Source organism: Pseudomonas shahriarae (genome assembly GCF_014268455.2).
Taxonomy (GTDB): Bacteria; Pseudomonadota; Gammaproteobacteria; order Pseudomonadales; family Pseudomonadaceae; genus Aquipseudomonas; species Aquipseudomonas shahriarae.
This window is the reverse complement of record NZ_CP077085.1, coordinates 1591673-1609436: the sequence shown is the minus strand read 5'-3', so window position 1 is coordinate 1609436 and position 17764 is coordinate 1591673. Positions and strand designations below refer to the sequence as shown.

17 protein-coding genes are annotated in these 17764 nt (G+C 61.7%); 3 read left to right on the top strand and 14 right to left on the bottom strand.

The window, feature by feature from the left end; translation table 11 throughout:
* Positions 1-17: 17 nt before the first annotated feature.
* The 11 genes from pcaC to pcaR all read right to left on the bottom strand — a co-directional run bounded on the left by pcaC (position 18) and on the right by pcaR (position 10906).
* A complete protein-coding gene (pcaC, locus tag HU773_RS07165; RefSeq protein WP_057958742.1) occupies positions 18-410 on the bottom strand; it encodes a 4-carboxymuconolactone decarboxylase in 393 nt (130 codons plus the stop codon).
* Between the two features lie 61 nt (positions 411-471).
* The gene (gene pcaD / locus HU773_RS07160; protein WP_057958741.1) at positions 472-1263 is read right to left on the bottom strand and encodes a 3-oxoadipate enol-lactonase; all 792 of its coding nucleotides are present in this window, start codon (positions 1261-1263) and stop codon (positions 472-474) included.
* 10 nt (positions 1264-1273) lie between these two features.
* Entirely contained in the window at positions 1274-2638 is a 1365-nt protein-coding gene (locus tag HU773_RS07155; protein ID WP_057958740.1) for a 3-carboxy-cis,cis-muconate cycloisomerase, read from the bottom strand.
* 10 nt (positions 2639-2648) lie between these two features.
* Positions 2649-3944, bottom strand: a complete 1296-nt coding sequence (locus HU773_RS07150) for an MFS family transporter (RefSeq protein ID WP_057444387.1) — start codon at positions 3942-3944, stop codon at positions 2649-2651.
* Between the two features lie 159 nt (positions 3945-4103).
* On the bottom strand, positions 4104-4670 hold the full coding sequence (gene pcaG / locus HU773_RS07145) for a protocatechuate 3,4-dioxygenase subunit alpha (RefSeq protein WP_057958739.1): 567 nt from the start codon (positions 4668-4670) through the stop codon (positions 4104-4106).
* Between the two features lies 1 nt (position 4671).
* Positions 4672-5376, bottom strand: coding sequence for a protocatechuate 3,4-dioxygenase subunit beta (pcaH, locus tag HU773_RS07140; protein WP_120731992.1), 705 nt, complete (start codon positions 5374-5376; stop codon positions 4672-4674).
* Positions 5377-5403: 27 nt separating this feature from the next.
* Positions 5404-6609, bottom strand: coding sequence for a 3-oxoadipyl-CoA thiolase (gene pcaF, locus HU773_RS07135; protein WP_169990665.1), 1206 nt, complete (start codon positions 6607-6609; stop codon positions 5404-5406).
* Positions 6606-7385, bottom strand: a complete 780-nt coding sequence (locus tag HU773_RS07130; RefSeq protein ID WP_057439814.1) for a CoA-transferase subunit beta — start codon at positions 7383-7385, stop codon at positions 6606-6608. Before HU773_RS07130 ends, pcaF begins: the two co-directional genes overlap by 4 nt.
* Positions 7385-8242, bottom strand: coding sequence for a CoA transferase subunit A (locus HU773_RS07125; protein ID WP_057439815.1), 858 nt, complete (start codon positions 8240-8242; stop codon positions 7385-7387). Before HU773_RS07125 ends, HU773_RS07130 begins: the two co-directional genes overlap by 1 nt.
* Positions 8243-8539: 297 nt before the next feature.
* Entirely contained in the window at positions 8540-9886 is a 1347-nt protein-coding gene (gene pcaK, locus HU773_RS07120; RefSeq protein ID WP_057958737.1) for a 4-hydroxybenzoate transporter PcaK, read from the bottom strand.
* A gap of 177 nt (positions 9887-10063) precedes the next feature.
* Positions 10064-10906 (bottom strand): pca regulon transcriptional regulator PcaR, encoded by an 843-nt coding sequence (gene pcaR, locus HU773_RS07115; RefSeq protein WP_057439816.1) that lies wholly within the window; start codon positions 10904-10906, stop codon positions 10064-10066.
* A 618-nt stretch (positions 10907-11524) separates the two neighbouring features.
* Here pcaR and HU773_RS07110 point away from each other — a divergent pair.
* A complete protein-coding gene (locus HU773_RS07110; RefSeq protein ID WP_029297082.1) occupies positions 11525-11725 on the top strand; it encodes a hypothetical protein in 201 nt (66 codons plus the stop codon).
* Positions 11726-12054: 329 nt separating this feature from the next.
* Positions 12055-13530: an inorganic phosphate transporter gene (locus HU773_RS07105; RefSeq protein WP_057439817.1), complete on the top strand. Its 1476-nt coding sequence runs from the start codon at positions 12055-12057 to the stop codon at positions 13528-13530.
* A 144-nt stretch (positions 13531-13674) separates the two neighbouring features.
* On the opposite strand, the gene ccoM is transcribed toward HU773_RS07105, so the two are convergent.
* The 3 genes from ccoM to HU773_RS07095 all read right to left on the bottom strand — a co-directional run bounded on the left by ccoM (position 13675) and on the right by HU773_RS07095 (position 14493).
* A complete protein-coding gene (gene ccoM / locus HU773_RS27585) occupies positions 13675-13791 on the bottom strand; it encodes a cytochrome c oxidase subunit CcoM (protein ID WP_029297086.1) in 117 nt (38 codons plus the stop codon).
* Positions 13792-13934: 143 nt separating this feature from the next.
* Positions 13935-14126, bottom strand: coding sequence for a hypothetical protein (locus HU773_RS07100; RefSeq protein WP_128593654.1), 192 nt, complete (start codon positions 14124-14126; stop codon positions 13935-13937).
* Between the two features lie 25 nt (positions 14127-14151).
* Positions 14152-14493 carry a hypothetical protein gene (locus HU773_RS07095; RefSeq protein ID WP_057958736.1) on the bottom strand — a complete coding sequence of 114 codons (342 nt, stop codon included), beginning with the start codon at positions 14491-14493 and terminating at the stop codon, positions 14152-14154.
* A 218-nt stretch (positions 14494-14711) separates the two neighbouring features.
* Between HU773_RS07095 and rapA the strand changes: the two genes are divergently transcribed.
* On the top strand, positions 14712-17558 hold the full coding sequence (rapA, locus tag HU773_RS07090; RefSeq protein ID WP_057439822.1) for an RNA polymerase-associated protein RapA: 2847 nt from the start codon (positions 14712-14714) through the stop codon (positions 17556-17558).
* The last annotated feature ends 206 nt before the right edge of the window (positions 17559-17764 follow it).

Genomic DNA, 17764 nt, shown 5'->3' with positions numbered 1-17764 from the left:
GCGGGGGTAAATCGTCGTCAATCCCGCGACTCAACCCCCAACTCATCCCACACCGACTCGGCCAGGTGAAACGTCGCATTGGCCGCCGGGATCCCGCAGTAGATCGCGCTCTGCATCAGTACTTCCTTGATCTCGGCACGGGTCACGCCATTGCTGGCGGCGGCGCGCAGGTGCAGTTTGAGCTCTTCGTTGCGGTTCATACCGATCAGCATGGCAATGGTGATCAGGCTGCGGGTGTGCCGGGGCAAGCCCGGGCGGGTCCAGATATCGCCCCAGGCATGGCGGGTGATCATTTCCTGGAACTCGCTGTTGAACTCGGTCAAGGCATTGAGGCTGCGATCGACATGGGCATCGCCCAGCACTTCACGCCGCACCTTGAGCCCATCGGCGTAACGTTGTTTCTCGTCCACAAAACCTCCTAAAACCAACCATTAATGACTGTGCCACAACAAGCGCTACTCGCCTGGACCATCAGCCCGCCAACAAGAACGCCAGTACCCGCTCGCTGAACGCAGCCCCGGCCTGTACGTTGGACAAGTGCGCCGCATAAAACTCGGCATACTCGGCGCCCGCGACACGCTCTTGAATAAAGTGCCCGCCAGCCGGCGGTGTGACGGCATCCTCAGTACCGGCAATCACCAGCGTCGGCACCTTGATAGACGCCAGTTGCTCACGCAGATCCGCATCGCGCACCGCGCCACAGTTGGCGGCATAGCCTTGGGGCGATGTGGCCGCGAGCATGTCGGTAATGCGCTTGGCCTGAGCGGGATGAGCCTGGGCAAAATCGGCAGTAAACCAACGCGCAACCGACGCATCACGCAAGCCGACCATTGCCGCCTGGCCCTCGCGCAGGACCATTTCGATCCGCGGGTTCCAGATGTCCGCAGTGCCGATCTTGGCTGCCGTGTTGCACAGCACCAGCTTGAGCAAGCGCTCACCGGCGTTGATGCCCAGCCACTGGCCAATCAACCCGCCCATGGACAAACCGCAGAAATGCGCACGCTGGATATCCAGCGCATCCAGCAACGCCAGCACGTCACGCCCCAGTTGCTCAATGCTGTAGGGGCCCTCGGTGACCAGGGATTTGCCGTGGCCACGGGTGTCCAGGCGCAGCACCCGAAAATGCTCGGTGAAGGCCGGCATCTGGGTATCCCACATATGCAGGTCGGTGCCCAGTGAATTGGACAGCACCAGTACCGGCGCGCCTTCAGGACCTTCCAGTTGGTAATTCAGTTCGCCATCGGCGAGTCGTACAAATCCCACAGCAGCCTCCTCAGGCAGAAAAAGCAAAGTGCTCAGCCACGGCGCGGCTGACCCAGGTCTGTGCCTGGCCCAGGTAATGCGCCGGGTCCAGCAGGCGATCCAATTCCACCGCCGACAGCTCGGCGGTGACTTGCGGCTCATCGGCCAATACCGCGCGCAAATGGCGCTGCTCGGCGACCGCGCGTTTGCAACACTGTTCCAGCAGGTGATGGGCGGTTTCACGGCCCAGGCGCTGGGCCAATGTGCTACTGACGGCCTCGGCCAGCACCAGGCCCTGGGTCAGGTCGAGGTTGTGGCCCATGCGTTGTGCATCGACTTCCAGGCCTTCACTCACCAGCAATGCCTGATGCAAGGCACCGGACACCAGGCGGCAGATTTCGGGCAGGGTTTCCCATTCGGCATGCCACAGGCCCAGGCTGCGCTCGTGCTCCTGGGGCATGGCGCTGAACATCGTCGCCACCAGCCCCGGCACCCGCGTAGCAGCGCTGATCAACACCGCCGCGCCAACCGGGTTGCGCTTGTGCGGCATGGTCGAGGAGCCGCCCTTGCCTGGGGCTGACGGCTCGAACACTTCCGCCGCTTCGGTCTGCATCAGCAGGCTGATATCCCGCCCGAGCTTGCCCAGGCTGCCGGCGATCAGGCCCAGCACGCTGGCGAACTCCACCAGACGGTCACGCTGGGTGTGCCAGGGTTGTTCGGGCAGCGTCAGTTGCAACTCCGCTGCCAGGGCTTGCGCCACCGGCATGGCGTGTTCACCCAGTGCAGCCAAGGTGCCGGACGCGCCGCCGAACTGCAGGACCAGCAGGCGCGGCTGCAGCTCCACCAACCGTTGGCGATTGCGCGTCACCGCCCCCAGCCAACCGGCGATTTTCATCCCCAGGGTGACCGGCGTTGCGTGCTGCAACCAGGTACGCCCGGCCAACGGCACGTCGGCATAGCGCTGCGCCTGGGCCGCGAGAACCGCGCCCAGCCGGGCCAGGTCCGTGTCGATCAGTTCCAGCGCCCGCCGCAGTTGCAGCACCAGGCCGGTGTCCATCACATCCTGGCTGGTGGCGCCCAGATGCACATAGCGCTCGGCGCCGGCGTCCTCGCTGGCAATCAGTTTGCCCAGGGCCTTGACCAGCGGGATCGCCGAATTGCCCGCCGTGGCAATCGCCGCGCCGAGGGCATCCACGTCGTACAACGAGGCCAGGCATGCCTGGGCAATCGGCGCGACGGCGGCCTGGGGAATCAACCCGATCCGCGCCTGCGCCCGGGCCAGTGCGGCTTCGACATCCAGCATGCCCTGCAAGCGTCCCTGGTCACAGAACACCTCGGCCATGCTGTCGGCGGTGAAGTAAGCGTCGAACAGTTGGTTGCTCGTGCGCAGTGTCATAAGTCATCCCTTACAGATCGTGGTGCAAGTACTCAGCCTGTTTCGGCAGGCGCAGGCTGAACAGGAACGCAATCGCCATCATGCCGGTCACGTACCAGTAGAAGGTGTTTTCCAGGCCAATGGATTTCAGGCCCAGGGCCACGTATTCCGCCGAACCACCGAAGATCGCGTTGGCCACCGCATAGGCCAGGCCCACACCGAGGGCGCGCACTTGTGGCGGGAACATTTCGGCTTTTACCAGGCCACTGATGGAGGTGTAGAAACTCACAATCGCCAGCGCCAGGGTAATCAATACAAAGGCCAGGAACGGGCTGGTCACGGTTTTCAGGGTCAGCAGGATCGGGACTGTGCACAAGGTCCCGAGCGCGCCGAACCAGAGCATCGAGTTACGGCGGCCGATCTTGTCCGAGAGCATGCCGAACAGCGGCTGCATGCACATATAGAGGAACAGCGCGCCGGTCATGATGTAGCTGGCGGTCTTGGCGTGCATGCCGGCGGTGTTCACCAGGTACTTCTGCATGTAAGTGGTAAAGGTGTAGAAGATCAGCGAGCCGCCGGCGGTGTAGCCGAGCACGGTGATAAACGCGGCCTTGTGATCGCGGAACAACGCGGCAATGCTGCCGGCGTCCTTGTTTTCCCGCATTTCCTTGCTGGTGGTTTCTTTCAGGGAGCGGCGCAGCAACAGCGAAATCACCGCCGCCACGGCCCCGATCACAAACGGAATGCGCCAGCCCCAGGCCCGCAGCTCGTCCTCGGTGAGCAGTTGTTGCAGGATCACCACCACCGACACCGCCAGCAGTTGCCCGCCAATCAGGGTCACGTACTGGAACGAGGCGAAGAAGCCGCGCTGGCCCTTGAGCGCGACTTCACTCATGTAGGTCGCCGTGGTGCCGTACTCGCCACCCACCGACAGGCCCTGGAACAGCCGCGCCATCAGCAGCAGGGCCGGAGCCCAGGCGCCGATGTCTTTGTAGGTCGGTAGAAAGGCGATGACCAGGGAACCGGCGCACATCATCAGCACCGAAATCATCATCGAATTCTTGCGCCCGTGCTTGTCGGCGACCCGGCCAAACAGCCAGCCGCCGATGGGGCGCATCAAGAAGCCTGCGGCGAACACGCCAGCGGTGTTGAGCAGCTGCACCGTGGGGTCGTCGGAGGGGAAAAACGCCGGAGCGAAATAGATCGCGCAGAAGGCATAGACGTAGAAGTCGAACCATTCGACCAGGTTGCCGGAAGAGGCCCCGACAATCGCAAAAATCCGTTTGCTGCGTTCTTCTCCGGTGTAGTGACTGGTACTCGTTGTCATGTAGTTTTCACTCGTAGGGAACGGGTTAGAGTCTAGACACACTTTGCAACAACCTCGTTCCGCAAGCAGACCTTTGAATGGCAGCCAAGCCCGCTCCCACAGGTGATCGCATTCCACTGTGAGAGCGGGCTTGCCCGCGACAGCGCCCTGGCAGGCAACTCAATAATCGAAAAACACCGTCTCTTCATCGGTGCCCTGAAGCACCACATTCCACTGATACACCCCCGACGCATCCGCCTTGGCAACCAACGTGCCGCGCCGCTCTGCCGGCACACACGCCAGCAACGGGTCATCGCCATTGGCCGCTTCGCCGTCGAAATAAATCCGCGTCAGCAAGTGCTTCACCAAACCACGGGCAAACACCAGCACCACCAAATGCGGCGCCTGGGTCGTACCCTTCAGGCCCGGCACGCTACCGGGCTTGATGGTGCTAAAACGGAAACGCCCTTGCGCATCCACCGGCACCCGGCCAAAGCCTGCGAAACTGGGGTCCAGGGCTTTGTCCTGGTCGTCCTCGGGGTGGTCATATTTACCGGCGGCGTTGGCCTGCCAGACTTCCAGCATGGCATCGTTGACCACCTCGCCATTGCCATCCACCACCTGCCCGGTGATGGCCACACGCTCGCCGAGGGTGCCCGCATTCGCCAGGTCTTCGCAGTTCAACCAGGTCAGGCCGATGTGGTAGTACGGCCCGACGGTGTGGGACGTGGTTGCGTTGAGGGTCATGTCATTTCTCCATCGGCGTGGCGTCGCGGCCGCGCAGGACGATGTCCCAGCGATAGCCGAGGGCATAGTGCGGCACGGTCTTTTCCAGGTCGAAACGGGCGATCAGGCGTTCCTTGGCCGAGGTGTCCGGCACGCAGTTGTAGATCGGGTCATAGGCCAGCAGCGGGTCGCCGGGGAAGTACATCTGGGTCACCAGGCGCGTCAGCACACTGGGGCCGAACAGCGAAAAGTGGATATGCGCCGGGCGCCAGGCGTTGTGGTGATTGCCCCACGGATAGGCGCCGGGCTTGATGGTCTGGAACTGGTACCAGCCATCGGTATCGGTGACGGTGCGACCGGTGCCGGTGAAGTTCGGGTCCAGGGGCGCGTCGTGCTGGTCGCGCTTGTGGTTGTAGCGACCGGCGGCGTTGGCCTGCCAGATCTCCACCAGGATGCCCGGCACAGGCAGGCCGTTTTCATCCAGGACCCGGCCGTGAATGATGATGCGCTCGCCTTGGGGCTCGCCCTCGTGCTGGGCGGTCAGGTCGTTGTCGTGCTCGGCAATGCGTTCGGCGCCGATGGTCGGGCCGGTGATTTCCGACAGCGAATGGGGCAAAAACACCAGCGGCTTGGACGGCGAACGCAGGTTCGTCGACTGGTACGCCGGGTGCAGGTAATCAGGCTGAGTACCCGCTTGCGGGCGCCGGTATCCGGGCTTGTCACTCATGGAGCATTCCTCTTTTTCTTGTAGGTCTCAAACGCGTTCGATGGCCAACGCCAAGCCTTGGCCAACGCCGACACACAGGGTCGCCAGGCCTTTGCTGCCGCCGGTTTTTTCCAGTTGATGCAGGGCCGTCAAGACCAGGCGCGCACCGCTCATGCCCAGGGGATGACCCAAGGCAATCGCGCCGCCGTTGGGATTGACCTGGGGTGCGTCGTCCGCCAGGCCCAACTCACGCAGCACCGCCAAACCCTGGCTGGCGAAGGCTTCGTTGAGTTCGATCACATCAAAGTCGCTGACCGCCAGGCCCAGGCGCTCTACCAACTTGCGCACCGCTGGCACCGGGCCGATGCCCATCACCCGGGGTTCGACCCCGGCACTGGCCATGCCCAACACCCGGGCGCGGGCGGTCAGGCCGTGCTTTTTCACCGCGTCCGCGCTGGCCAGAATCAACGCGGCGGCGCCGTCGTTGACCCCGGAAGCGTTGCCGGCGGTGACGGTCTTGTCCGGGCCGTTGACCGGCTTGAGCTTGGTCAGGGCTTCGAGGGTGGTATCGGCACGCGGGTGTTCGTCGTGCTCCACCAGGGTCTCGCCTTTTTTATGGGCGACCCGTACCGGGACGATTTCTTCAGCGAAAAACCCCGCGGCCTGGGCCATGGCTGTGCGTTGCTGGCTGCGCAAGGCGAAGGCGTCCTGGTCGGCGCGCGAGACGTTGTAATCATCTGCCACGTTATCAGCGGTCTGCGGCATGGCATCCACGCCGTACTGGGCCTTCATCAACGGGTTGATAAAGCGCCAGCCGATGGTGGTGTCTTCCAGCTTCATGTTGCGCGAGAACGCGGCGTCCGCCTTGCCCATCACGAACGGTGCACGGGACATCGACTCGACACCACCGGCAATCGCCAGCTCCATTTCGCCACTGGCAATGGCGCGGAACGCGGTGCCGATGGCGTCCATGCCCGAGGCGCACAAGCGGTTGACCGTCACCCCGGGAATGCTCGGCGGCAGGCCGGCCAGCAGCGCGGCCATGCGCGCCACGTTACGGTTGTCTTCGCCGGACTGGTTGGCGCAACCGAGGAACACTTCGTCGACCGCGTTCCAGTCTACCGACGGGTTGCGCGCCATCAGGGCCTTGATCGGCAGGGCCGCCAGGTCATCGGCGCGCACCGTGGACAGGCCACCGCCGAAACGGCCGATGGGGGTGCGGATCGCATCACAGATAAACACGTCGCGCATCAGGCTTCTCCTGGGGTTTGGCCATGGGCCGCGGCGGTACGGGCTTCAAGATCGCGCAAGGCGTTCAGTTCGACTGGCGTGGGTTCGGCGCTGGTGCTGACCTGCTCGGCAAAGCGGATCGCCCAGCCGGTGGCGGCAATCACTTGCTCGCGGGTCACGCCGGGATGCAAGGCGGTGACCACAAATTCGTGGGTGCCCTCCTCCGGCTCCATGATGCACAGGTCGGTAATAATCCCGACCGGGCCTGCGCCTGGCAGGCCGAGGCGCTTGCGCGAGTCGCCGCCTTCGCCATGGCCGACCGAGGTGATGAAATCCAGTTTGTCGACAAACGAACGGGACGACTGCTTGAGGATGATCAACACGCTCTTGGCGGAGCCGGCAATCTCCGGCGCACCACCGGCACCCGGCAGGCGCACCTTGGGTTGGTGGTAATCACCGACCACCGTGGTGTTGATATTGCCGAAGCGGTCGACCTGGGCTGCGCCGAGAAAACCGACGTCAATGCGCCCGCCTTGCAGCCAGTAGCGAAAAATCTCACCCGTGGGCACGACACTGTCGGCGGTTTCCGCCAACTCGCCGTCGCCAATGGACAGCGGCAGGACCGAGGGCTTGGCGCCAATCGGGCCGGACTCGTAGATCAACACCACATCCGGCGACGACGTCAGGCGGGCCAGGTTGGCGGCCTTGGACGGCAGGCCGATGCCGACGAAGCACACGGCACCGTTCTTCAGGCGGCGCGCGGCGGCGACGGTCATCATTTCATTGGTCGAGTAAGTCATTACTTGGCCTCCTGCGCGGCAGCCAGTTTGGCCTGGAATTGACTGAAGTCAGCGGTACCATGGATGTATTCATTGATCCATGCGGTAAACGTCCCACGGTCCCGAGCGATCGGATCCCAGGCTTGATAGAAGCGATTGTCACGCTCGGTGTAACCGTGGGCGTAGGAAGGGTGCGCGCCCCCTGGTACATGGCACACGGCGGTCAGGGCCCAGGTCGGCAGCACGCAGGCGTTCATGGGGGCGTTGAGGTCGTCGACGATTTCTTCGACGGTGACGATGCAACGCTTGGCCGCCAATGCCGCCTCTTTCTGCACCCCGAGAATCCCCCACAACAGCACGTTGCCCTTGCGGTCGGCCTTTTGCGCATGGATCACGGTGATGTCCGGGCGCACCGACGGCACCGCCGCCAGCACTTCGCCGGTGAAGGGGCAGGTCACGGTCTTGATCAGCGGGTTGACCTTGGGCAGGTCAGAACCGGCATACGCCCGCAGCACCGCGAACGGCAGGCCGGAGGCGCCGGCCACGTAGGCGTTGGCCAGGTCCGCATGGCTGTGTTCTTCGATCTCCAACGGTTGCGGCCATTGCTTTTCCACCGCATCCCGCAGGCGATGCAGGGAACCTACGCCCGGGTTGCCGCCCCAGGAAAAAATCAACTTGCGCGCACAGCCGGCACCGATCAGTTGGTCGTAGATCAGGTCGGGCGTCATGCGCACCAGCGTCAGGTCTTTCTTGCCCTGACGGATGATTTCATGACCTGCCGCTGTAGGGATCAGGTGGGTAAAGCCTTCGAGCGCGACGGTATCGCCGTCATTGACGAACTGCTTTACCGCATCAGCCAGCGAAAGGATTTCAGCCATGGGGTTGGGCTCCCGGTGTAGGTCGAAAAAGGCGCTGGAGGCAGCGCCGAAGTACTTGAAGAGTAAGCCGGGGTCAGGGGTCAAACAATCCGATAATCGACTAACCGTTCGATAATCGAACAGATTGTTACCTGGCTAACATTCCTCCAAACACCCCTGCTTTCCATGCGAACAGCGTCCCTGTGGGAGCGGGCTTGCTCGCGAAGGCGGTGTGTCAGTCAACACACTTTTGTCCTGAGCCACCGCCTTCGCGAGCAAGCCCGCTCCCACATTTTTCAACCGTGCCTGCATTAAGTCTCAGGTGGCGTCGGCGTGGCTGACGAAGCCCTTGATCAATACCGCAGTGGTGGCCAATGCAGCCGGAATCACCAGTGCCGTCAGCACTTGCTCGAAGTTCCAACCCAGCCCCAACAGCGTGGCTCCCATCCACGCACCGAGGATCGCGCCAAAACGGCCAATCCCCAGCATCCAGGACACCCCGGTCGCCCGGCCCTGGGTCGGGTAAAACCGCGCCGCCAACGAAGGCATGGCCGATTGCGCACCGTTGACGCACATCCCGGCGATCAACACCAGGGTGGCCAGGAGGGTGATATTGCCCAGGCTCTGGCCCACGGCGTAGGCAAAGACCCCAGCCAGCAGGTAGAAAGTGCCGATGACCTTGTGCGGATTGAACCGGTCCATGGCCCAGCCCACGCCCACGGCGCTGAGTACCCCGCCAAACTGGAACAACGCGCCGATAAAAGCCGCCTGCTCCATGCTGGCGCCGCTGTCACGCATCAGGGTCGGCAACCAACTGGTCAGCAGGTACACAATCACCAGACCCATAAAGTAGGTGAGCCACAGCAACAGGGTGCCGGCGCTGTAGGTGCCAGAGAAGATCACCGCGAACACATTGCGCGCCTTGACGGTTTTCTGTTCCGGGACGCTGAAGCTGGAAGCCTGGGCGACGGTGGCCGGGTCGATGGGTGACAAGGCCTTGCGCACCTTGTCTGTGCCGCGATTGCGCACCACCAGGTAGCGTGCCGACTCCGGCAGCCACAGCACCAGCACGCCCACCAGGATCAAGGGCAGGATGCCGCCGATCAGCAGCAGGCTGTGCCAGCCGAACATCGGGATCAGCTTGGCCGAGATAAACCCGCCACCGGCCATGCCCAGGTTGAAGCCGCAGAACATGCTGGTCACCAGCAACGACTTGTGGCGCTCCGGGGTGTATTCGGACAGCAACGTCGTGGCGTTCGGCATGCCAGCGCCCAGGCCCAGGCCGGTCAGGAAGCGCAATACCAGCAACTGATCAACGTTGCTGCTATAGGCCGAGGCCAGGCTGAACGCACCGAACACCAGCACGGCGCCGACCAACACCACCTTGCGTCCGAAACGGTCGGCCAACGGGCCTGAACCCAGGGCGCCAAACACCATGCCGATCAACGCGGCACTCATCACCGGGCCGAGGCTGGCACGGTCGATCCCCCAATCCTGGGACAGTGCCGGCGCAATAAAGCCCATGGCCGCGGTATCCAGGCCATCGAGAAAGACAATCAGGAAGCACAGGATCACCACCCGCCATTGATAGCGGGACAGCGGTTGCGCATTGATAAAGGACTGCACGTCCAGACATGTACCAACAGAAGGCGAAGGCTGATTCATTATTTTTATTTCCACACCGATGGCGGGCGGACGACGGCGAGTCGTCATTATTATTGGGGCGAAACCGAAACCGCGGCGGTAGAGGCTGTCGCGGTCAATCACGCTGCCGCGACATTAATGAGCCAGGGGAAACACCGTCAATTCGTCAAACCGGGATCTGTGCGGTCACCGAACAGCTTAAGCAAACAACTGGGCACTCAGCTCCTGGCTGGCGCAGAGCATGCTCGGCAGGAAACGTTGTTCCAGCTCACTGCGGCTGACCCGCCCGGCGTGGGTGCTGACATTCAGCGCAGCCAATACCTGGCCGGACGCGTCATACACCGGCACGGCGATGGAGCGCAGACCCTGCTCCAGTTCCTGGTCGACAATGCACCAGCCCTGTTGCCGCACTTGTTGCAGGCATTCAAGCAAGGCTTGCGGCGTGGTCAGGGTGCGGCTGGTCTTGGTTTGCAGGTCGGCATGGTCCAGGTAGTCCTGCAGCGACGCGTCATCCAGGGCCGCCAGGAGGATTCGGCCCATGGAGGTGCAATAAGCTGGCAGTCGGCCACCGACCGAAAGATCCACCGAAATCAGGCGTTGGGTGGTGGCGGATCGGGCGATATAGAGGATGTCGTCGCCCTCCAGGGTCGCCATGTTGCAGGCTTCATGAAGCTGCTCACTCATGCGGTCCAGGTAAGGCTGGGCAGAAACCGCCAGGGGCGTGGACGACAGATAGGCATGGCCCAGGGTCAGGACCTTGGGCAGCAGGGAGTACGTGCGCCCGTCGGTGGTGGCGTAGCCGAGTTTGATCAAGGTATGCAGGCAACGCCTGACGGCAGCGCGGGGGATTTCCGTGCGATGGCTGATCTGGGCGATGGTCAGGTGCCGCTTGCGCTCCTGGAACGCCTGTACCACGGCCAGCCCGCGGGCCAGGGAGGTCATGAAATCCGGGTCGCCGGTAAACGCCTGGATGCGCTTGGCCGGTGACGCAACGATCGGCGGCGCCACTGAGGCAAAGGAGTTGCGCAATTGATCGTTCATTTCAGGTCCTTTCTCTTATTTTCAAGCGCCATTACAAGCCGGCAGGCAACGGATGTACAAGGCAAGGGCGCCAACATTGGGCGATTATCGGACGGTCATTCGATAATCGCAATTTACGCCGCTGGGCGCTGCCAGGCCCCGCACTGAATTTGTTGCACTCACTTAACCGACGGCGTTCGGCCTGGCAATGTTGACTTAATTAACGACCGTGCAACTGTCACATACAGAGTGTTAGGCAAGTACGGCGTCAAGTTCCCGACATGAGGTGAATAGCAATACAGCTACGCCAAGTTGACGTTTTTTAACTTGTTGACGATAGTCTTATGCAAATGCGCCGCTATAATGCACCCTGTGACAAGGTCGAGTTGGCCTCAAGGGCATGCCTGCCCCCACCAAGCCTCAGCTTTTCCTTGTCCTGGCCTGGGTTGCAGATACCGGGTACTCAGCTCCACAGCCTGCCCATATTTGTGATGTAAAAAGAAAACTGTTGCTACGACAGCTGTTCTTCCCCGGTGCCGTGGCCGCGTGCAATAACTGAAGTGGTTGATCGTGTAATACGCCCATCACTTGCGTCATCGCGCATCACCGGAATCAAACTCAACTCAATTAGGTAACAAAGTGACGAAAGACGAACTGCGCGCGGAACTTGAGCGCCAGGAACAACGTTACAAGGATGTTTACGGCGGGGAAGTCACCACCTACGCCGCCCAACCTGAGCCGGAGCGCAAACCATGGCGCAAACGAGCCAGTCTGCTCGACCAGGCATTTGCCCAGGAAATCCAAAAGATCGAAAAGGACCTCAAGGCCGAAGAGCCATAAGCCTCTCGGACTGAGCCTTCCTGGCAAGTCATTGCCCTGCCAGCCCCCCTGGCAGGGGCGCCCGGGTTTTGCCCTGCAATCGTCAGTTTCGCCGCTCTGACGAAATTTCATACACCTGTTTCAGACCCTTCATCTTAATTGTCGCACCCTGCCACGGCCCCTCTATTCTTTATAAATCAATGAGTTGCCAAACCACCGAAATATCTGGTAGTCGCACCCCTCCTCCAAATTAATTCGTTGAAGAATGTTACCGGCGAGCAGCTAGTGCATAGATTACTGAGGTTTTCTGGCATAATCGCGCCCCCTTACGACCGGGTCATAAAACCTTCATGATCGATTTATTCAGCGGACTGGATGCTTGGGTTCTTGTGAGCCTGTTGCTCGCCCTCGCCTTTGTCCTCGCCTTCGAGTTCATCAATGGCTTTCATGACACCGCTAACGCGGTGGCCACAGTCATCTATACCAAAGCGATGCCGCCGCACCTGGCCGTATTCTTTTCCGGGGTGTTCAACTTCCTCGGCGTGTTGCTCGGCGGGGTGGGCGTTGCCTATGCCATCGTGCACCTGCTGCCGGTGGAGTTGCTGATCAATGTAAACACCGGCCATGGTCTGGCCATGGTGTTTTCATTATTAGCAGCGGCCATCACCTGGAATCTCGGCACCTGGTATTTCGGGATCCCGGCATCCAGCTCCCACACCCTGATCGGTTCGATCCTCGGTGTCGGCCTGGCCAATGCCTTGATCAACGATATTCCGCTGGCAGACGGGGTCAACTGGCAGAAGGCCATTGATATCGGCGCCTCGCTGGTGTTCTCGCCCATGGCCGGCTTCCTGGTCGCAGCCCTGGTGTTGATTGGCCTTAAATGGTGGCGTCCGCTGTCCAAGATGCACAAGACACCGGACCAGCGCCGCAAGCTCGACGACAAGAAACACCCGCCGTTCTGGAACCGCCTGGTACTGGTGATTTCCGCGATGGCCGTGAGTTTCGTGCATGGCTCCAACGACGGCCAGAAAGGTATTGGCCTGATCATGCTGGTGCTGATCGGTATCGTGCCCGCGCAGTTCGTACTCGATCTGGGCAGCACCACTTACCAGATCGAGCGAACCCGCGACGCCACCCTGCACCTCAACCAGTTCTACCAGCGCAACCACGAAACCCTCGGCGAATTCCTTGCCCTGGGCAAAAGTGTCAGAGACGACCTGCCAGGCAAGTTCCGTTGCAACCCGCAACAGACCGAGCCGACCATCAACGCCCTCCTCGGCACATTGAAGGGTGTCTCTGACTACCATTCCTTGACCTCCGACCAGCGCATTGAAGTCCGTCGCTACCTGCTGTGCCTGGACGACACCGCGAAGAAAGTCGGCAAGCTGCCTGGCCTTGATTCCCGCGAGAAGTCGGACCTGGAAAAACTGCGCAAAGACCTGACCGCCACCACCGAATACGCACCGTTCTGGGTAATCCTCGCCGTGGCCCTGGCCCTTGGCCTGGGCACCATGGTGGGCTGGAAGCGCGTGGTACTGACGATTGGCGAGAAGATCGGCAAGCAGGGCATGACCTATGCCCAGGGCATGTCAGCGCAAATCACCACCGCCACCATGATTGGCTTTGCCAATATCTTCGCCCTGCCGGTGTCCACCACCCACGTGCTGTCTTCGGGCGTGGCCGGGACCATGGTCGCGAACAAGAGCGGGCTGCAAGGCGGCACCGTGAAGACCATCCTGATGGCCTGGATCCTGACCCTGCCAGCCACAGTGAGCCTGTCGGCCGGCTTGTTCTGGCTGGCGTCCAAGGCGTTGGGCAGTTAACCGACAACGCAATTAAAAAGGCGTGACCTGCGAGGGTCACGCCTTTTTTTGTGCCTTTGTGGCTAGAGAGCTAAATATCGGGCAAAAAAAAGGGCGACCGAAGTCGCCCAAAATGCCTTGCGTGCTCATGTAACCCGGAAAAACCTATGGTTTTTTACGCTTGTTCGCGTCTTTCCAGATAAAAAATCCAAACCCTACAAAAAACAGCACCATGAGGCCGACAGTCAGCACCCCGGCAAAAACCACATTATCGAAAAACATGACCGGCCTCCTGCTCTTGCCTTGTTGCGATGGGGCTAAGTTAACCAAGAAGTCGGAGGCAGAAATTGACGGGGATCAATGTCGCCCGCAACGGGGCGTAAAGAAGGGAGATAACTGACCTGAATCAATAGATTCAGGGCATTTCAGCGCTTTTTCGGTTTGTTTTTCGACTTTTTCTTCGCCTTGCCCAGCGGCATGGCCTGCTCGAACGCCTGGCGCACGTCATTCAGGCGCTTGTCATTGAGATCGTGGACCCGTTTGGCGCGTTCGGCAGTCAGGTCGATCAGCTTGTCGTCACTCATGGCATGGCTTACGTGGTGGCTGGATTGACTCAATAATGCGTCCTGGCCCGCCCGGGGGTCAAACCTCGACGTCCACCCACAACCCCTGGCGGGGTGCATCCTCGATCAGCGGCGCGACCGGCACGGTGTTATCGGCATTCAGTTCGTCACCAGGAATAGCCAGGTGCTGCTCGGGATCTTCGTCGGCCTCGCGCCGGCGTTTTTGCTGTTCCTGCTGGCGTCGTTGTTCCTCGCGCAGCATCAGGGTCGATTGCTCCGCGTCGCGGTTCTTGAGGTCAATGGTGCTTTCGCTGGAACTCGCCTGCGCAGGCACCACCGGCGGGATATCGGGTTTGGGGCGCACGGGGTCGAGTTGTGACGTGACCGGCACAACACTCAAGGGCAAGATCGGTGGCAGCATAATTATTGGTCTCCTGTCAGCAGGCTGTCGGCTGCTGTACCAGCGACTTGAGCCTGGGGCCGCCAACTTGTGACCCAGTCGTCAGTCGCCAGTGCCCTGCCACCCGTCGAATCGTCCTCTTTCACTCCGGCAAGCGGAGTAGTTTTTGTCAGAGTCCTTTGGCTGGGGGCCTTGTTCCGTTAGAATAGTCGGCTTTTTCACGGCGGGAGTCAGGCAGCATGGCGCAGCAGTATCAACCGGGGCAACGCTGGATTAGTGACAGCGAAGCAGAGCTGGGGTTAGGCACCGTTCTGGCACAGGACGGCCGCTTGTTGACCGTGCTCTATCCGGCCACTGGCGACACCCGCCAGTATGCGCTACGGAATGCGCCCCTCACTCGCGTGAGGTTCTCGCCGGGTGACACCATCACCCACTTCGAAGGCTGGAAGATGACCGTGCGCGAGGTCGACGATGTCGACGGCCTGCTGGTCTACCACGGCCTCAATGGGCAGAACGAGCAGGTCACCCTGCCGGAAACCCAACTGTCGAACTTCATCCAGTTCCGCCTCGCCAGCGACCGTCTGTTCGCCGGCCAGATCGACCCGCTGGCCTGGTTCTCCCTGCGCTACCACACCCTGGAACACACCAGCCGCCAGTTGCAGTCCTCGCTCTGGGGCCTGGGCGGCGTGCGTGCGCAGCCGATTGCGCACCAACTGCACATCGCCCGTGAAGTGGCTGACCGGATCGCGCCACGGGTGCTGCTGGCCGACGAAGTGGGCCTGGGCAAGACCATCGAAGCCGGCCTGGTGATCCATCGCCAACTGCTGTCCGGGCGCGCCAATCGCGTACTGATCCTGGTCCCGGAAAACCTCCAGCACCAATGGCTGGTGGAAATGCGCCGGCGTTTCAACCTGCAGGTCGCGCTGTTCGACGAAGAACGTTTTATCGAAAGCGATGCCAGCAACCCGTTCGAAGACACCCAACTCGCGCTGGTGGCCCTGGAATGGCTGGTGGACGACGAAAAAGCCCAGGACGCACTGTTTGCCGCCGGCTGGGACTTGATGGTGGTCGACGAAGCCCACCACCTGGTCTGGCACGAAGAAAAGGCCAGCGCTGAATACCAACTGGTCGAGCAACTGGCCGAGACCATTCCCGGCGTGCTGCTGCTGACCGCAACCCCGGAACAACTGGGCCAGGACAGCCACTTCGCCCGTCTGCGCCTGCTGGACCCGAACCGTTTCCATGACGTCAAAGCCTTCCGCGCCGAGAGCGAGAACTATCGCCCGGTCGCCGAAGCCGTCCAGGAACTGATGGACAAGGGTCGCCTCTCGCCGGCCGCGCACAAGACTATCCAGGGCTTCCTCGGCAACGAAGGCGAAGCACTGCTGGCTGCCGTCAACGATGGCGACACCGAAGCCAGTGCGCGCCTGGTGCGTGAGCTGCTGGACCGCCACGGCACCGGCCGCGTGCTGTTCCGTAACACCCGCGCCGCCGTACAAGGCTTCCCCGAGCGCAAGTTGCACGCCTACCCGCTGCCGTGCCCGGACGAATACCTGGAACTGCCGCTGGGCGAGCATGCCGAGCTGTACCCGGAAGTCAGCTTCCAGTCGCAACCGGATATAGAAGAAGAAAACCGCTGGTGGCGCTTCGACCCGCGCGTCGAGTGGCTGATCGACCAGCTGAAAATGCTCAAGCGCACCAAAGTCCTGGTGATCTGCGCCCACGCCGAAACCGCCATGGACCTGGAAGACGCCCTGCGCGTGCGTTCCGGCATCCCGGCCACGGTGTTCCACGAGGGCATGAACATCCTCGAACGGGACCGTGCCGCCGCCTACTTCGCGGATGAAGAGTTCGGCGCCCAGGTGCTGATCTGTTCGGAAATCGGCAGTGAAGGCCGCAACTTCCAGTTCGCCCACCATCTGGTGCTGTTCGACCTGCCATCGCACCCGGACTTGCTGGAGCAGCGCATCGGGCGTCTGGACCGGATCGGCCAGAAGCATGTGATCGAGCTGCACGTGCCGTACCTGGAAACCAGCCCGCAAGAGCGGCTGTTCCAGTGGTACCACGAAGCCTTGAATGCCTTCCTTAACACCTGCCCGACCGGCAACGCCTTGCAGCACCAGTTCGGCCCGCGCCTGCTGCCGCTACTGGAAAATGCCGACGACGGCGAATGGCAAGCCCTGATCGACGAAGCCCGCACCGAGCGCGAGCGCCTCGAAGCCGAGCTGCACACCGGCCGCGACCGTTTGCTGGAGCTCAACTCCGGCGGCGCTGGCGAAGGTGATGCGCTGGTCGAGGACATCCTGGAGCAAGACGATCAGTTCACCCTGCCGATCTACATGGAAACCCTGTTCGACGCGTTCGGCATCGACAGCGAAGACCATTCGGAAAACGCACTGATCCTCAAGCCCAGCGAAAAAATGCTCGACGCCAGCTTCCCCCTCGGCGATGACGAAGGCGTGACCATCACTTACGACCGCAACCAGGCGCTGTCTCGCGAAGACATGCAGTTCATTACCTGGGAGCACCCGATGGTCCAGGGCGGCATGGACCTGGTGCTGTCCGGTTCCATGGGCAACACCGCAGTGGCGCTGATCAAGAACAAGGCGCTGAAGCCAGGCACTGTGTTGCTGGAACTGCTCTATGTCAGTGAAGTGGTGGCACCGCGTTCGTTGCAACTGGGTCGCTACCTACCCCCGGCGGCCCTGCGCTGCCTGCTGGATGCCAATGGTAATGACTTGTCGGGCCGGGTGTCCTTCACCACCCTCAACGACCAGTTGGAAAGCGTGCCACGGGCCAGCGCCAACAAGTTCGTGCAGGCCCAGCGCGATCAGCTGACGCCACGGATCAACGCCGGCGAAGAGAAAATCGCCCCGCGCCACGCCGAACGTGTGGCCGAGGCGCAACGTCGCCTGGCAGCAGACACCGACGAAGAGCTGGCGCGCCTGACCGCCCTGCAAGCCGTCAACCCGACCGTACGCGACAGCGAACTGGTTGCCCTGCGCCAACAGCGCGAGCAAGGCCTGGCTATGCTCGACAAGGCGGCGCTGCGGTTGGAGGCGATTCGGGTGTTGGTCGCCGGTTGATCCGCGCCCTGCCCTGATGAACAAAAAGGCCCGCGCAATGCGGGCCTTTTTTATGGGGGGTGTCCTGCCGGTTTACCCCCCAAATCAATATCGGATGACGGCCAGCGTGGTTTAACGGGGCGCCTCAGATCAAGATCAAAAGCAAAGCGAGGCGGCCTGACCTTCGAGGCGTGCGCGTCCTTCTGTGGGAGCTGGCTTGCCTGCGA

Coding starts and splice junctions, on each gene's coding strand:
- HU773_RS07155 (WP_057958740.1), bottom strand. CDS start 2,638: ATGACACTGCGCACGAGCAACCAACTGTTCGACGCTTACTTCACCGCC.
- pcaK (WP_057958737.1), bottom strand. CDS start 9,886: ATGAATCAGCCTTCGCCTTCTGTTGGTACATGTCTGGACGTGCAGTCC.
- HU773_RS07130 (WP_057439814.1), bottom strand. CDS start 7,385: ATGACTTACTCGACCAATGAAATGATGACCGTCGCCGCCGCGCGCCGC.
- HU773_RS07150 (WP_057444387.1), bottom strand. CDS start 3,944: ATGACAACGAGTACCAGTCACTACACCGGAGAAGAACGCAGCAAACGG.
- pcaG (WP_057958739.1), bottom strand. CDS start 4,670: ATGACCCTCAACGCAACCACGTCCCACACCGTCGGGCCGTACTACCAC.
- HU773_RS07095 (WP_057958736.1), bottom strand. CDS start 14,493: ATGCTGCCACCGATCTTGCCCTTGAGTGTTGTGCCGGTCACGTCACAA.
- HU773_RS07125 (WP_057439815.1), bottom strand. CDS start 8,242: ATGGCTGAAATCCTTTCGCTGGCTGATGCGGTAAAGCAGTTCGTCAAT.
- HU773_RS07105 (WP_057439817.1), top strand. CDS start 12,055: ATGATCGATTTATTCAGCGGACTGGATGCTTGGGTTCTTGTGAGCCTG.
- pcaH (WP_120731992.1), bottom strand. CDS start 5,376: ATGAGTGACAAGCCCGGATACCGGCGCCCGCAAGCGGGTACTCAGCCT.
- ccoM (WP_029297086.1), bottom strand. CDS start 13,791: ATGTTTTTCGATAATGTGGTTTTTGCCGGGGTGCTGACTGTCGGCCTC.
- pcaR (WP_057439816.1), bottom strand. CDS start 10,906: ATGAACGATCAATTGCGCAACTCCTTTGCCTCAGTGGCGCCGCCGATC.
- rapA (WP_057439822.1), top strand. CDS start 14,712: ATGGCGCAGCAGTATCAACCGGGGCAACGCTGGATTAGTGACAGCGAA.